Source organism: Pseudomonas promysalinigenes (genome assembly GCF_014269025.2).
Lineage (GTDB): Bacteria > Pseudomonadota > Gammaproteobacteria > Pseudomonadales > Pseudomonadaceae > Aquipseudomonas > Aquipseudomonas promysalinigenes.
Window position 1 is genome coordinate 3,018,558 of sequence record NZ_CP077094.1, and the last position, 15,319, is coordinate 3,033,876.

Here is a 15,319-nt window from a genome sequence, read left to right on the forward strand (position 1 = left end):
ACATTCACATCTTGCGCTGTCAGCGCTTCAGATGCTTGAGATCATTCAAAAGCCCCAGCAATACTTCTAGCTTTTCCTCGCCCAACTGATCTTGCAGGCGCAGGTAGCTATCGTTCATGCGGGCACTCATGCTATCGAAGCACTCCAAGCCAGCCACAGTCAGGTCAACCAATACGATCCGCTGGTCGTGATGAACCTTCCGCTTCACCACGAGCCCCGCATTCTGCATGCGTGAGACAACCCCCGTCATGCTTGGGCCGAGAATGCAGGCTAAATCTGCCAATTTCAGAATCTCGATTGGCCCCTGCTCATGCAGAATTCTTATCACCCTCCACTGCTGTTCGGTCAGCCCATGCTCCTTCAATGAAGGGCGGAAAAATCGCATGGCAACCTCTCTGGCCTGGAGCAAATTTAGGGTCAGCGATGGCCGGAACTTAATCATGAAGGCATCCATTTAGAACCAATCAACGGCGTCTCGCAGCTACGCAACGCGCAGTACACGGTCCAAAAAAACGGCGCCTGAGCGCCGTTTTGTACTTAGCTAGAGGTCAAGTCCGGATGACTGCCTTGAGTACTTCCTTAAAGGTTTCAACCTGCTCCTTGCTGAACTGGCCGAATACCTTTTCCTGCTGCTCACCTGCGATCGTCCAAAGCGCCTCTGTTTCATCGACACCTTTAACGGTAAGCCGCACACATTCGCCAGCATCTTCCACTAGGCCTTTGCGTTTCAGGTTTGCGACGGCCTCGTCGATCTCTCGGGCAGGCATTGCGACTTCACGCTGCAAATCTGTGAGACTGAGACCGGCGTCATTCTCAAGGACCATGAGCATCCGCGCTTCACTGGTACGCAGTCCGGTCGAGAGCTGGCGAGGCTGGTAGCTCGCCTGATACGCACGCAGCGCTTGGGTCATGAGGTAGTAGAGGTTGTGGCTCAAACGCCCCTGGAAATTACTGCTAGGCGGCTGCCCTTCTTCGCGCTTTGTCATACGGGTGTGCGGCAGCACCATGGAGTAGGCGCCTTGATGGTAGAGCAGCGGCGCTCGGCCTAGGTCATCGAAGGCCAATACCTTTCCGACCAGAATCCAGTGATCACCACCATCCAGCTTCTGGTATTTCTCGCAATGGAAGCGCGCTGAGCAGTCCTCGAACACCGGGGCTCCGCCGACGCCCGCTTCATATTCGATATCAGCGAAACGGTCATCCTTCGGCCGAGCAAAGTTGTTGGAGAGGTCGATCTGATCAGCTGCCAGAACGTTTACAGCAAAATGCGTCGCCGATTCAAAAACGTCGTTGCTACCGGATCGTTTGTCGATGCTCCACAGAATCAGCGGCGGGTCCAACGACACCGAGTTGAAGCTATTGGCGGTAACCCCCACTTGGCGGCCATCAGCATCGCGAGCCGTAATCACGGTTACGCCAGTGGCAAAGTTACCCAGGGCGCGACGGAACGCGCGCGCGTCAAACTCAAAATCTACGTTTTCAGAGGCCATGCAAGACTCCCGAGCAGGCCGCTAGTAGCCTGCTCTCATTGTTTTTATGGGGCAGTAGGGTCGCGAAGATGCTTCAGACCATCGAAGGATCGGGCTCCAAGCCCATCAGTTCGCGACCGAGGATCTGCGCGCAGACGTCATAATCCGAGTACGCATGAGCCCCAGTCATATGGGAATCACGGAAGAGGCGCTGCATCTCGTTGCTTTCAAACCAAGCCCCACCGCCGGCTGCTTCCATCAAGCGATCGACCGCCTGGATGCACATTTTGGTAGCGTAGCCTTGGTTGGTTCGCCAGAACGCCAGCGTACCGCGGTCAGGATATTCATGACGCTCGCTGTAGTCGGCGATCTCATTCCAGCTCTTCTCAAGCAGAGCGCGAGCAGCGGCTACCTGATGAGTAGACTCAGCCAAACGCATCAAGGCAGGCGTAGCAGCGCCAACCGCAGCGCCGGTGTATGCACGCACCCGATTCTTGGTCTTCTCACGGAATACCTCCAGCATGCGCTCAGCAACGCCCAAGCTGATTGTAGAAAAGCCGCTTGCGAAGTAAGGGCGGTAAGGTGCATAGAAAATTTTGCTGTCTGGGTAGAGACCGAACCCAGCCGACTTACCTTCCATCATGTCCTTTGCCTTCTGGATACGATGCTCAGGCACAAAGGCGTTCTCGACGATGAGGGTTTTGCTACCACTGCCACGCATGCCAATGGCAAACCAGTCGTCACGAATTTCGTAGTCACTACGCGGCAAAACGGCGAAGCAATAGTCCTGGGTACCTTCGGCGTTCTTACGCCGGAATCCCAAGATCGCCCACTCAGCGTGATCGCATCCAGAACTCCAACCCATTTCACCGCTAAAGGTCACTCCACCCTCTACTTCTTCCGTACGGCCGAAGGGGGCAATACTGCTGCTGGCAGTTGCGTCAGGATTGGTTCCCCACGCCTCCTCCTGAAGCTTGGCGGGGAACATCGCCATTTGGTGCGAATGGGTGCAAAGCAGGCTCATCGCCCAAGCAGTGCTTGCGCAAGAACCTGCAAGGACAGCGATACATTCCGCGAATTCAGGAAGCGAGATTTCCATGCCGCCAAATTTTTTTGGCAAGAAGGCTCGGTGCATACCGATGCCCTTTAGCAAGGCGATGTTCTCGGCCGGCACGCAACGGTCTTTCTCCGCCTGCGGAGCATTGGCCGCGATGGTAGGCAGGACGGACTTCAGATCTTCCAGCAGCGGATTGGGCTTTTTCATGGATGGTCTCTTTATTATTGGGAAATTATTACCCGGCAGCTGGTGCCCGCCCATGTAGGTGCGTAAGCCAACTCAGCTCGCCTTATGCTCGATGACCAATCCAGTATGTGACGCCACCTTCCCGACTGAAATGCACGTTACGAGCGGAAAATTGTACTTTTCATGGGAAATATTCGGTTCCTGTCGCAGCCCCCTGAAGGTTTAGTTAACATTTGAACAAAGCAGTGGATTCGGGCCCCCTAAGCTAGATCAGTGAGATTTTGGCCTCGAAGCTCGATCTGCGCACAACCTACCGTATGACGGAAGCACGCCTGTGACCTTGCGCCTGACCGTAATTGATCAAACACCCATCCATGAAAATTGCACCTCGGTAACCGCGCCCTCGACATCAGTAGATCTCGCAATCGAATGCGAAAAATTGGGCTATCACCGCTATTGGTTGGCTGAGCACCACAACAGTATCCAGTTCGCAGGAGCCGCTCCTGAGGTTTTGATAACTCGAATTGCGAGCGCCACCAATCGGATGCGGATCGGCAGCGGTGGCGTGATGCTCACTCATTACAGCCCTTACAAAGTCGCCGAGACCTTTTCATTGCTAGGAGGATTGTTCCCAGGACGTATCGATCTAGGAATCGGACGCGCACCTGGAGGAAATCACCTCAGCTCTGCGGCGTTGGCGGCGCCAGGAACTCTCACTCAGGAGGATCGCTTTCCTCAGCAGGCGGCCGAACTCTGCGCCTTCATCCGGAGTAGCTTTCCAACTGAACACCCGTATTCAGCGCTGGCGATCCCATCTGAAGCGTCAACCATGCCCTCACTGTGGATGCTCGGATCTGGTGGCGGAAGTTCGGATCTGGCCGGCCAACTGGGAATGGGGTTGGCGCTAGCGAAGTTCATTGCTCCCCGGTTTTGCTCACCCGCCATTTTCAAGTATCACGCCGACGTCTACCAGAAGGCCGGCCATGGGGCGTCCCCTCCTCGACTCCTCGCCTTGGCGGTAATTTGCGCGCCGACAGACGAAGAAGCGCGTTTTATAGCCGGTACCGCTGTGCACCGAAAAATGATGGCGGCGGGGGCTCCACGGGAGCGCCTTCTCTCCCCTTCTGAGGTTAGGACGCGTTACCAGAAAATGACCCAACTAGAGCGCTTAGAATTCGACGCCACGCTTGGCGACATGGTGGTTGGATCACCCGAAAACTGCCATAAAAAAATCCAGGAACTGGCTCATGCTTTCGGCAGCGACGAAGTTGGAATCGTGACCGTGACGCATAGCCTAGATGATCGAATTCGGAGCTACCGTCTACTTGCGACCGCGAATGGTTCATGTGCCAAGTGAGCCCACATCGCCACGGCACTGACGCGGCGTCATTTGCTAGTGCCATTACGTATTCACTCGTCGCCAAGGTGCCATAGAATGACTGTTTGGTTGAGACAGCAACCGACGATTACGCTTGACCTCGCCATCCAAGGGATGCAAGCCGCTATCGAGCAAGCGCAACTGGTAGATGTTAAAGTCAGCCTAGTCATCGTTGACGCTGGTGGCATGACAATTCATATGTGTCATATGGACGGGGCGCCACGCCCATCCCAAGCTATCGCTTTGAATAAAGCGCTAACCGCCGTTGGGTTCGCCAGTTCCACGTCAGAGTGGACAGATCGCCTGCAAGGCTGCTCTGCGGCTGTACAAACTGGACTTCCTCTTCAACCAGGCATAGCCCTGTTTGGCGGCGGCGAACCCTTTCTGGTCAATGGGCAAGTCGTTGGCGCCATCGGGGTGTCTGGATCAAGTGAGGCGAATGACGTCTTCTGCGCCAAAGCAGCAGCACAGCGCATCGGTGATCTTGTGTTTGTGAACGTGACCTGAGTTCATGCTTGAGTGAGATGCAGAGGTGCATAACCGCCTCCGCATCCAGCTGAAACAGTTCGCGACACAAGAGGATCAAGCCCCCGCAATCAGATATCCGGTTAGATCCTTGGTCATCGATTCTTGGCCGTCGCAGCTTGGCTCGCCCATACATACAGACCACTGAAGGCCTCTATCCGTCGCCGGTAACCATCATCGTTTCCATAAATCAGCTCGACAGTCAGACTGTCGATCACCGCCATGTAGGCCTCCACCAGCCAGTGCTCGAACTCAGCTGAAAGATGCTGACGCTCAGCCACGCAGACTTTCGTGAAGCAGCCTCGGAGCACTCTCAAATAGACGTCGTAGCCCGACATAACCGTTTGTCGAAGCGCATGAGGCGGGTAGAACGCTGCCCTCAACAGAAATCGCAGTGAGTCATTTTGCGTGTATCGATCGCGGAGTTGAGACCAGTATCCTTCGCCTGGTACAACGCTCGCCCCCTCTCTGTTGGCAAAATGAGCACGCACGTAGCCGATTTCCGCATCCAGAGCTATCTCCAGTGCAGTGACGTAGAGAGCATCTTTGCTTTCGAAATGAGCGTAAAGCGAAGCCTTCTTGAGCCCAGCCAACACGGCAATATCATTCATGGAGGCCGCGTCGTAACCGCGCTCAGCAAAATGGTTGAGTGCAAGCTGGGCAATGCGCCCAGCCGTTGCACTCAGATCTTTATACGTCATGCAGCCTCCGCTCAGTGTTCCGCGAGATTGTAAGTCTCAGAAGCCGAACTAGGTACGCTTATCTTGGTAAGGAGGCATACGACGAAAGCGCTGGCAGCAAGTAGGCCCACCCAAGCCACTGGCCCGTATTCCAGTACCAGGCCGGCAACCGGTGTGGCGGTAGAGGAAATTGAAAGCTGGAATGCGCCCAAGAGTGCCGCTGTTGAACCCAACGCTTTCTCCTGCGATGACATTACCAGCGACATCAGTGTTGACTCAGCAACACCCAGACCAAAAAGTGCGATAGCCATCCCTGCCACCACTCCCGTCAGCCCCACACCTAAAGCGGCTGATCCTAGGGAAATCGTCGCACCTATCGCCATGCATGTAACCCCCAGCATGGACAATTTACCCAGACCTAGGCTGCTCACCATTCTACCGGCGACCATCGCACCGAAGATGATCGTTACACCAGTAGCGCCAAACAGCAGTCCGAATTGCTGAGTACTCAAACCGTAGCTTTCCTGGTACACCAACGTTGCACCGCCAATGTAGGCGAACAGAAAAAAGAATACGGACGACACCGCCAGGGCTGGCATCAAAAATTTCCGATCTTTAGCAATCGCCATGTACGTTTTAAACGCCGCGCCAATGCTCAATGGTGCTCGCTTGTTAGGAGCCAGCGTCTCAGGAAGCGCGAACCAGCTGTTGATCAACACAGCGATTCCGAGAGCCGCCAGCACCAGCATCACTGCCCGCCATCCAAAATGCGCATCCACGAAACCACCCGCAGCGGGGGCAAGGATTGGTGCCACTCCCTCGATGGTCATCAACATGGCAAACAGTTTGGTGGCAGCCACCCCAGTGCTGATGTCACGGACCATGCTCATGATGACCACGAGTGTCATTGCGCTCCCCAACCCCTGGACAAATCTGAACCCGATCAGAATTTCCAACGACGAGGCCCAAGCAGCGCCAAGGGCGCACGCGGTGAAAATGGCAAGGCCAGCAAGAAGAGGCTTGCGTCGACCATATGCATCAACGATAGGCCCAAAAAGGAGCTGACCCGCCCCCATGGCTAACAAGAAGACGGTAAGCGTTAACTGCACGCTCGCAAAACTCGTCTCAAATTCGCGTGAGATTTCAGGAAGGCTCGACAAGTACATGTCGACTGCTGATGGCCCCAAGGCTCCGATCAAACCTAGCGCTACTGCGATGCGAACGGGCACCGGGCAGATTACAGATCCACTCATATAAATGCTCCAGCATTAAAACTACCGACCGGTCGGTCGTGATGCTGGGCGATCCTATTTTCATCAAATTTCATAGTCAAGGAATCTGTCGAAGCATCCTCCGGATTTTGTAACCTAATGATGTAATAGCCTGGGAGAACTGCTCGTTAAGCCTTTTGAGGCAGCTAACCTTCTGTAAAGAATCCAGCTTTGCAGTTGGTCTGCCTTTTGGCACGCAAGCGCAAACGACGGTCACTGTGAGTCATGTATCAGCTGCGCAGCCTGTGTAGTAATCAACGTGCCTCCAACCTTTCCCAGGAAGCCTGTCGATGGCTAATAACGAAAATAACCCCTCCCATCTCTCCAAAACGCTTCGGTGGACTGACGCATTCGCGCTCTCCATGGCGGTCTCTGGTTCTATTTTTGCTTCATTTGGATTCGCGCTCGGCGCCCTAGGCCCTATCGGCGCCTTGGTTTTGTGGGTCGGCTCCGCTGCAATTGGAGCATGCCAAAACTGGATATTTCTTGAAGTCACTGCGATGTATCCCGACAAGCCGGGCGGCATCGCCATGATCGCAACGGAGGGTTGGAAGCGCCGTTGCACGCTGGTTGGTCCCATCGCATCCTTCGGTTATTGGATGGGCTGGTCGGCGGTCCTTGCGATTGTAGGCGTCAGTGCTGGCTCACTGATTCAAGCGCAGTGGTTTGCTGATCAAACGTGGGGCTATCAGCTCGGCTCTGTAAGCATCGGTCTGGCACAGTTCATCGGCGCCGGCCTGATCCTGGTGTTCTGGCAATTCAACCGTCTCGGCGTTCAGATGGCGGCTTCCGTTTCGAAATATATGGGCGTGCTACTGCTGATCCCCATCTTGGTCTTAGCGTTCGCCCCTCTTTACAGCGATGCTTGGAGTTTTTCCCACTTCCAGACTGCTTGGGATCGCCTGCCTGCCACCGACTGGACTACTGGCCGTACCGCTCTGATGTGGCTCTTCCTCATAGCATGGAGTGCTTACGGGACAGAAATGTGTGCTGCATTCGGACCCGAGTACCGTAGCAAGCGTGATATGCGCATGGCGCTCATCACATCCGGACTATATACCGTCGCGGCTTTCGCAGCGGTGGCGTTCAGCCTTGGCGGCTTGGCCGACCAGCAGGCGGCCATCGACAACCCAAATGGTTTCTTTATCGGAGCTTTCGACGCGATTCTTGGCAATGAGTACAGCAGCTTCTTCGTCGGCACCCTATTGGTAGGCCTATTCATGGGCCTCAATGCATCCCTTGCCGATGGTTCACGAGCGCTGTACGGGATGGCGTTAGACGGTTTAACTATTCGCCAGTTGGGCATACTGAACAAGCATCAAGTGCCAGGGCGGTGCATGACCGTAGCCGTGATACTGAACATTGGGATGATTTTTCTCCTCTCGTCTCCTCTAGCCATTTTGGTCACCGCCAACATTGGATACGTTGCGTCCATTTTCTTCGCCCTCAGTGGCTTCTTGTGGCTGCGAAAGGATGCAGCCCATCTGGAGAGACCAGTGAAGCTTGGCCAGGGTTGGATACCAGTTGCTTGGGCGCTGAGCCTGTTGACCGGACTAATCGTATTGGTAGGTGCGGCATCTACTGAACTAGTAGGTTACGGGGGCACAAAGGAATTGCTGATGGGTATCGGTATCCTTCTGCTCTCGGTAGTTCTCTATGGCGTGCGGAAATTGCAAGATCGCCAGCAACCCAACGGCCCGAAATCAAATAATAGCTTTTGATCTAAGCGGTAAAGGTGACGCGGACCCAGCGAGGACCCGTGTAGCCTGGAAGGCAGGCTAAATATCTTCGTGCCTGCGTAGGGGAGGAATTGCAGAGACCAGATGCCCAATGTGGATCAGCGCCGCCCGGATCTTCGCCGGCTCACTGATGGTCAGGAATTGCAGCATCAGTCCATCGAGAGCCGCGAAGATCGCGATCGCGGCCTCGTTAGCCGTGTCCAGCCCCTTATCCTTCAGCGCCTGCTCCACCGTGCTCATGTAGCTCGAATACAGTTTTTCAACCAGGCTGCGCATTTCTGTGCTACGCCGAGACTCCAGCAGCATCTCGAACTGAAACAGTTGCAGTTCTGGTTCCCGCGAGGCGGAGGCAATGAGAGAGTCGGCAAACGCTTCGTCGAAGTCCGTAATTCTTTCCAGCCCAGATTCACGGATCGATCGCTCAATAGCCCATTCCATGGTAGCTGCTAACAGCCCCTCAATCGAGCCGAAGTGATGGGTAACCAGCGTGTGGTTCACTCGCGCGCGCCCCGCAATCGCGCGATAGGTCACACCGCGTAAACCCTTTTCCGCTACCACATCGATCGCCGCAGCCATCAATGCCTCACGACCTTCCCCATACGGCAATCGACTAGCTTGCTCCGTCATATCAACACTCGCTACAGATCCTAATTCAAGCCGTACCAAGCAAGTGCTTGGGGCGAACCATGCGCAACTCAAGCCGCGATCAGACCGCCGATGGTCGCACAAAACCTACTGCCGGAGCACGTAGGTCGCTCTCACCACCGAAGGCAGTTGGAGGCTTCCTACTCGGGTAGGACGAATTCTGGCCAAAATACCATTGACGGTAAAACTAAACAAACGTAGAGTTTTGACTTAGCAGCGTGCAACGTCCGCTGTCACTGCGGTTATCTACCCAGGCAGCAGCACCTCTAATCCATAACAACAAGGCATAAAAATCATGGCTTTGGCATCTACGCAAGATTTCGTACCAGAAGATCAGTGGCCGTCGGTATCGGTAATGCTGGACGGCTTCGGTAAGCAAACACTCCCAGCATCCTCCGCACTCGCAGGCACTATTCTTCAGGTCGGTGATGAACCTGATGAGTCCGTTGAGTACGTCTTCAAAGATCAGGAGTCGTTAACCTGGTCTGCCGGCAAGGGTGCAGATCACAAGAGCGGCACCGCTCAGTACAAAGCGATTGAAGCTCGCCCCGGAATTTTCATTATCGACTTCGTACGCGGCGCGGGATTGGCTGCTGAGAACGTGACCATCATCCTCGATCAGAATACTGGAGCCGTGACCACGGGCCTTTCGCGCTTCGTGGAAGTCGCAGGCAAAACTAGAGCGGTCACAGATTTCACCTTTGCAAATATCAACGGTGAAGAGATAAAACACGAGCGCTCCGATGGCTTGGTTGGCAAGCGCATCTTCTATCGCTATAGCGACATCGAAACCTACGAGCATATTTACCTGAACCTGGGAACATTCACTTGGCACTGCCTGCGCGGCGGAGAGGTGGGTCTGGCCGATACAGACCACTGTAAAGCCTGGAAAGTCGCAGAAGACCTGTACATCTTCTTCTGGACTGAAAAAGTGATGACTGTGGAAGCCGTCCTGCTGATCGACCTTAAACAAGAGCGATCGATTGGCCGCATGTATGGCTGGGATGACACTCTGAATAGCTTGCTTGTGCTGCCATTCAACTCCCGCCTCAGCGTAATGAACACCACCGTTTATCCTGACGATCACTCCAAAGGCTAAATGAAGGGGGGGTGATGCGGTTCGCTCCCCCCCTGCGGCCTTGGTGCCAACAGGTTCAATGAGGTGGTGACGCAGCAAAGCGCTCTCGCCGCCTCCTCCGGTTCAGAAAGCTCAGGAGGTTTGAATCTTGGATATGCATTTAAGTGGTCGAGTGGTTCTGGTTACTGGAGGCGCTTCGGGCATAGGCCTTGCCTGCGTGCGAGCTATGGTCGATGAGGGCGCGAAAGTACTAATAGCCGATCGAAACGTCGTTGGCGCAAAGATAGCTGGGAAGCTCAGTCAAGAAGGGCACGCCGTGGCGTTTTTTCAGGCTGACATAACATCAGAAACCGACATCCAAAATGCTGTTGTTTACGCTGAGAGTATCTTTGGCCAGCTGGACTCGCTGATCGGATGCGCAGGAATCTCTGGCCCTGTTGGAAGCACCTCGATCGAGATCACTGCGGACGATTGGGATAGGGTGATGGCGATTAATGTGAGAGGCAATTTCCTGGCAGCCAAACACAGCCTCCACTTACTAAGTAAAAGCGAGATTGGCAGCATCGTTTTCCTCGCCTCTGACTCCGCACTGGTCGCTGTTGAGGGGATGGTTCCCTACTGTGCATCAAAAGGGGCAGTACTGATGCTCACAAAGGCCTTGTCTATAGACCACCCGACCGTACGAATCAATTGTCTCTGCCCCGGCGTAGTAGACACTCCGATGTCGCGAGCCGACCTGGGCCGCCCAGATGGTTTTGAGGGTACTGGCCTACCCGTTATGCAGGCCGAGCAGCTCGCTCGTCACGTGGTCTTTCTAGCATCACCCGTAAGCGCCCCTATCAACGGTACCAGCGTAGTAGCCGACTTCGGATACCTAGCTCGCTCTGCTCTCCCGCCGCTCAAATTCGTTTGAGCGGTCTTCCCTGAGCGGCCGGCAATCACCGAGCACCTTGAGGATTAAAAATGACGAAACGCCCAGTAGCAATTGTCACAGGTGGAGGTACAGGCATTGGAGCGGCTACTGCAAAAGCACTCCGTTCAGATGGATGGGACGTAGTGATCTGCGGTCGACGCCTAGCCCCGCTCCAATCCGTGGCCGACGAGACAGGGGCCTTCGCTCTGGTAGCGGACGCGTCGTCAGAAGAGAATCTAGCTCATCTTGTTAATACGACCATTGGAAAATTTGGCGGTCTGAACGGCCTTGTTCTAAACGCTGGAATTGTCAGAGCAGGCCCTGTTGGGGCGCTTTCGGATGGCGACTGGGATGACATGGTACGCACCAATCTAACTGGCCCATTCAAGCTCCTACGTGCTGCAATGCCCCACCTGATCAACTCTCGCGGTGCCATCGTTGGCGTCGGATCTGTCGCGGCACTCAGAGCTACCGGCGAAATCCCTGGCTACAACGCGACGAAAGCCGGTCTCAACATGCTGCTACAGTCAGTCGCGGTTGATTACGGCCCTCAAGGCGTACGAGCCAACACAGTCTGTCCTGGGTGGGTGCGAACCGAAATGGCTAACATGGAGATTCAGGAATATGGCGCTTCGCTCGGTTTGGACCGTGAACAAGCCTATGCCCGCGCAACCTCCTTTGTTCCATCACGACGGCCAGCAACAGCATCAGAGGTTGCAGACGTGATTGCGTGGTTGCTATCCCCAAAAGCCTCATACGTTAATGCAGCCGTCATACCCGTTGATGGCGGGATGATAGCCGGGGATCCAGGTTCGATTGCGCTCGACCCTCGCATCAACTTCAGCAGTTTCTAGAGAACGTGAGGGCGCCTGGAAAGCGCCCTTTCAAATTTCAGCATGGCCGACAGGGTCATTTACCGACCCAAGACTCGACTTCTTGAGCGCCGTACTCCTGCTTCCATTGCTTCTGAAGTTTGTGGTTTCCACCTTTGGTCTCAATCAGCTCGCCGTTGTGCGGATTACGGTAAACCTTCACATTCCGAGCCTTACGAGTGACCTTTGCTGGCGCGGCTGCTGGGGTGCGGCGTACAGCTTGTGGGTCCAAGATATTAATCACATCGCGGAGGCTGAACCCATATTTCTCCAGCAGGTCTCGAAGCTTCTTCTCGAAATCGATCTCGCGCTTCAGCGACTCATCATTCTTCATGGATTCAAGCTCAGCCAGCTGGGCAGCCAGCATTTGCTCAAGCTTCCGGTATTCGGCCAATCTCGACATGGTGACATTCCTTATGTATGTGGGATGCTGCACCCAGCACGCAGGAATTTTACAGCTCAACGGGTTACAAACAAGTTTGACGCACTGGTGGGGCCGCGGGTTACACCCGCTCATATGAAGAGTGCCTCACCGAGCATAAAACGCGCGTTCAACGTCCAGGACTCGCCAAGGATGGCTCTGCCCATCCCGGTCTACCCAGTGTGCCGTTGGTCCAAATTCATTCAGAGCTTCTGCCCTTTCTAACAACAAGGCACAATATTTTTCATAATTCTGAAAATTATTAAGCACAGCGCTTACATATTTTCCGCTCAACTTAAGACCGAATTCTGGATTTTTCTTGGCGATCACAGAATCAATAACTCCGCATGTGCTGGGTGATATGAATGCAAGGATTTTCGATGCGAACGCGAATTTTATCTGTGGCAAGGTGCACAGCACACGTATCGCCTCTCCATATCGAGCGGAGTCAACGAGTGTGATTGCTTCGCGTATCAATCGAACGGCTTGATGGGGTGGTAGGTCAACCAGGCCACGTCGTCTGATGTTCACACCCTTGCGGATAAAGCTCGAACCGTTGATGGCTGTCTGAACTTTGGATAAAGCACGATTGTGGTTTGCGATGCCGTTGGAGGTTGCGTAATGCCCCCAGTACAGCACACTGAGATAGCCGAGCACGGATTGCTCGTCCTGCGGGGAACGCAACAATTGGTGGTGATATGCGTCCAGCTTTGACGAGGTATTGAACTCTATACAACTGTGCTGGCCGATGGTGCCGGTTAGCGCAACAAAAGGATAGGAATACGCTTCACGGTGTTCTTTGAACTTCATCGAAGCCCCCTCTCGATATGGAGGAGGCACTATGCCATACAGGGAGCTGCTTGTGGCCGATACCTACCTTTTGCAGCAGCATGGTCAATTGTGGGCCCTTCAATCCGATTGGCGTCGCACCTCAATTTCGACGATGTGGCGAGGCGTTCGCCCGTGTCGGGGATCGCCATTGGCGATCGCGACGATACGCTCATGTTCGTCGCCAGCCCACAGACCGACTAGGTCGTACAGGAAAAAGTCCGCGTAAGAGCAACTTGCATCCCGTACCTGAATCGCCACTACAGAGGCTTTGCTTGTATGTAGCTGGGTCAGGTTCCTAACGAGCCGGGCGGGAGCAACCCAGAGTGTGGGGCGCGGTGAGGCCGGCGTCGCAAACAGATAATAAGAGTGCTCTGACTGCGTTAGCATATCCTCGCATTGCCCGAGGTTGATGCCTATCGTCGAACTGAAGCCCTTTCCCGAGCCAGTGCCGCTACGCTTTTTCACCTGTACAAGAGTGGCGCGCTGGATCACCGTTTTGCCCTCGTCCACGATCCGTGTCAGGAACAGCACATCGGCCCCTAGAGGAGCCCCCGCGGCCGTGCGTGCCCCTTCCTCTCGCTTGCTGGGCTGACGCAAACTCACAGACAGGCTTGGATACTTACCCCGCGTCGTCATTGAGAGCTGGTGCAACTGGTCGCTCGCGTTGCTCACTGCCTCACGCGTCAGAGCCAGTAGGCGTGCCGTATGGGCCTCCTCATCCTCCCCCCAAACCGCAGGATACTCGCGGCAAAACTCCTCCTCGACCTGGCTGAGCGCGCTATGGATTACACGCTCCACAGACGGGTCACCCAGCCATGTTCGTGCGCCGACGCTGGGCATCGCAGTGGAACTCTCACTCTGGCTTACCGGCGCCTCCAGATTTAGTGCTCCCCGACTTGACCGCACCAGCCCCATGGCCCTCAGCTGCACATGCCTAGGCCCAGCGCTAGCGAGGCGATTCGAAAAAGCCAGATGCTCCTCGTCATCCAACAATTGCAGAAGTACTGGCTCAACCTCGGCGAACGCCGCCTGCTCAAGCCAAAGGCAGGCGAATTTGAGAAGCCCCTGGGCCAGCTCTGGATCACCCTTCACCTGGTCGAGAATATCCTGCCGCCAGGCCTCGCGGGCGGCTGGACCCAGTTGGCTCCAAAACGTTTCTCTGCCCCATACCGCGGATGTTAATTCTCTAATGCTTGCGGCCACGCGTTGCTGACCGGATCGGGCGGGGACCCCAATCTCGCACCAGAGCGCAGCAAGCACAATATCCGAGGGTATGTTTTCTCCCAACAATGAAGCTAGCGTTGAACAGGCTTTGGCAACGTTATTCTTGAAATCGTCTTTTTTCACTGTCTTCGGACGGGCCTGCCAATGCAGGAGCAACTTTCGCACATCATCCGCTACGAGCTTACGGCAGTGCTGAATCAGCCGAGAAAAGTTCGTCGAGTCCGCTCGATCAAGCACCCGCTCGCACGCCCACCGAGACTCCTGGACCTTTGATGAGTTCGCAAACAGCGAGAAAACGAGATTAGCGACCTCGCTGCTTGAATTGCCGACATATTGTTGTAGGTGGTCGCACACATATTGCCAATGCTTCTCAACCAACTGCTCGAAGGCCCATCTGTTCTCACCGTGACCGGGAATGACTAGTTGGAGACCTTTAGCGCAATCATCCTTAGAGGTATTGGCCACCAGCGCCGCCATAATTTCCCGATCATCCAGAAAGCGAGACCGGTAGGATGAAATGCCATCAAGTAGCCAACTCACCCATGTCGCAGAGGGTGAGATCTCCGCCAGGACGGTTTCACGCAACGCTCGGGGGGAGCCCTGAAGCACATCATCTCTGAAGGCCTCTCCGGCACCATCATAAGCATGCATGTCCATTATAGAAGATGAACCTCTGATCCCAATGGCCCCGTGCCCGAGGATTGTGAGGGTCAGTGCTATAGGCCCCTTCTGTGCTGCGTGCTCGAATTTGATCGCAAAGCTCTCACGATCTGATAACGAACTCCATAGCCAGTTGGACATATCGCTCGGTATCTCAGTAGACAAGTGGGCGTAGTCCAGTTGAAGTACGCAATCGCGAACCTCAAAGTAGCGTTCCAGTTGTTCTACCAGCGGCGGAGCCCAATCTGCCAGCGGGATGCAGGCAACTGACAGTTGATTGTCTAAGCAAATCTTCACGCTCAAAGCGTTCTCCCTTTCACTCGCGGCTGGTGCAGATTGGTCGGAGGAAAGGATTCTACTCAGAGACCGC

The 15,319-nt window shown here is 54.8% G+C and carries 15 protein-coding genes; 6 read left to right on the top strand and 9 right to left on the bottom strand.

The window, feature by feature from the left end; translation table 11 throughout:
- Positions 1-19 precede the first annotated feature (19 nt).
- The 3 genes from hpaR to HU725_RS13785 form a co-directional block, all read right to left on the bottom strand.
- Complete coding sequence (hpaR, locus tag HU725_RS13775) at positions 20-442, bottom strand: homoprotocatechuate degradation operon regulator HpaR (RefSeq protein ID WP_186478099.1); 423 nt, start codon at positions 440-442, stop codon at positions 20-22.
- A gap of 106 nt (positions 443-548) precedes the next feature.
- Positions 549-1,490 carry a p-hydroxyphenylacetate 3-hydroxylase reductase component gene (locus HU725_RS13780; protein ID WP_186478098.1) on the bottom strand — a complete coding sequence of 314 codons (942 nt, stop codon included), beginning with the start codon at positions 1,488-1,490 and terminating at the stop codon, positions 549-551.
- 73 nt (positions 1,491-1,563) lie between these two features.
- On the bottom strand, positions 1,564-2,733 hold the full coding sequence (locus tag HU725_RS13785; RefSeq protein WP_186478097.1) for a p-hydroxyphenylacetate 3-hydroxylase oxygenase component: 1,170 nt from the start codon (positions 2,731-2,733) through the stop codon (positions 1,564-1,566).
- A 313-nt stretch (positions 2,734-3,046) separates the two neighbouring features.
- On the opposite strand from HU725_RS13785, the gene HU725_RS13790 reads away from it, so the two are divergent.
- Both HU725_RS13790 and HU725_RS13795 read left to right on the top strand, forming a co-directional pair.
- Entirely contained in the window at positions 3,047-4,069 is a 1,023-nt protein-coding gene (locus HU725_RS13790) for an MsnO8 family LLM class oxidoreductase (protein ID WP_186478096.1), read from the top strand.
- A 78-nt stretch (positions 4,070-4,147) separates the two neighbouring features.
- Positions 4,148-4,597, top strand: coding sequence for a GlcG/HbpS family heme-binding protein (locus HU725_RS13795; protein ID WP_186478095.1), 450 nt, complete (start codon positions 4,148-4,150; stop codon positions 4,595-4,597).
- A gap of 113 nt (positions 4,598-4,710) precedes the next feature.
- On the opposite strand, the gene HU725_RS13800 is transcribed toward HU725_RS13795, so the two are convergent.
- Together HU725_RS13800 and HU725_RS13805 are read right to left on the bottom strand one after the other, a co-directional pair.
- Complete coding sequence (locus HU725_RS13800) at positions 4,711-5,316, bottom strand: TetR/AcrR family transcriptional regulator (RefSeq protein WP_186478094.1); 606 nt, start codon at positions 5,314-5,316, stop codon at positions 4,711-4,713.
- 11 nt (positions 5,317-5,327) lie between these two features.
- Entirely contained in the window at positions 5,328-6,548 is a 1,221-nt protein-coding gene (locus tag HU725_RS13805; protein ID WP_186478093.1) for a multidrug effflux MFS transporter, read from the bottom strand.
- 308 nt (positions 6,549-6,856) lie between these two features.
- Here HU725_RS13805 and HU725_RS13810 point away from each other — a divergent pair, with 308 nt between their 5' ends.
- Positions 6,857-8,287 (top strand): APC family permease, encoded by a 1,431-nt coding sequence (locus tag HU725_RS13810; RefSeq protein ID WP_186478092.1) that lies wholly within the window; start codon positions 6,857-6,859, stop codon positions 8,285-8,287.
- Positions 8,288-8,344: 57 nt separating this feature from the next.
- Here HU725_RS13810 and HU725_RS13815 read toward each other — a convergent pair whose 3' ends face one another.
- Complete coding sequence (locus tag HU725_RS13815) at positions 8,345-8,881, bottom strand: TetR/AcrR family transcriptional regulator (RefSeq protein ID WP_264081729.1); 537 nt, start codon at positions 8,879-8,881, stop codon at positions 8,345-8,347.
- A 364-nt stretch (positions 8,882-9,245) separates the two neighbouring features.
- Here HU725_RS13815 and HU725_RS13820 point away from each other — a divergent pair, with 364 nt between their 5' ends.
- The 3 genes from HU725_RS13820 to HU725_RS23045 all read left to right on the top strand — a co-directional run bounded on the left by HU725_RS13820 (position 9,246) and on the right by HU725_RS23045 (position 11,795).
- A complete protein-coding gene (locus tag HU725_RS13820; RefSeq protein ID WP_186478090.1) occupies positions 9,246-10,049 on the top strand; it encodes a MoaF C-terminal domain-containing protein in 804 nt (267 codons plus the stop codon).
- 133 nt (positions 10,050-10,182) lie between these two features.
- On the top strand, positions 10,183-10,941 hold the full coding sequence (locus tag HU725_RS13825; RefSeq protein WP_225915544.1) for an SDR family NAD(P)-dependent oxidoreductase: 759 nt from the start codon (positions 10,183-10,185) through the stop codon (positions 10,939-10,941).
- 50 nt (positions 10,942-10,991) lie between these two features.
- The gene (locus tag HU725_RS23045) at positions 10,992-11,795 is read left to right on the top strand and encodes an SDR family NAD(P)-dependent oxidoreductase (RefSeq protein WP_186478088.1); all 804 of its coding nucleotides are present in this window, start codon (positions 10,992-10,994) and stop codon (positions 11,793-11,795) included.
- 55 nt (positions 11,796-11,850) lie between these two features.
- Here the strand turns inward: HU725_RS23045 and HU725_RS13835 are convergent, their stop codons facing one another.
- From HU725_RS13835 to HU725_RS13845, 3 genes are all read right to left on the bottom strand, one after another.
- On the bottom strand, positions 11,851-12,216 hold the full coding sequence (locus HU725_RS13835; RefSeq protein WP_186478087.1) for a histone-like nucleoid-structuring protein, MvaT/MvaU family: 366 nt from the start codon (positions 12,214-12,216) through the stop codon (positions 11,851-11,853).
- A 126-nt stretch (positions 12,217-12,342) separates the two neighbouring features.
- Complete coding sequence (locus HU725_RS13840; protein WP_186478086.1) at positions 12,343-13,044, bottom strand: hypothetical protein; 702 nt, start codon at positions 13,042-13,044, stop codon at positions 12,343-12,345.
- Positions 13,045-13,143: 99 nt separating this feature from the next.
- Complete coding sequence (locus HU725_RS13845; RefSeq protein WP_202884453.1) at positions 13,144-15,252, bottom strand: hypothetical protein; 2,109 nt, start codon at positions 15,250-15,252, stop codon at positions 13,144-13,146.
- Between the last annotated feature and the right edge of the window lie 67 nt (positions 15,253-15,319).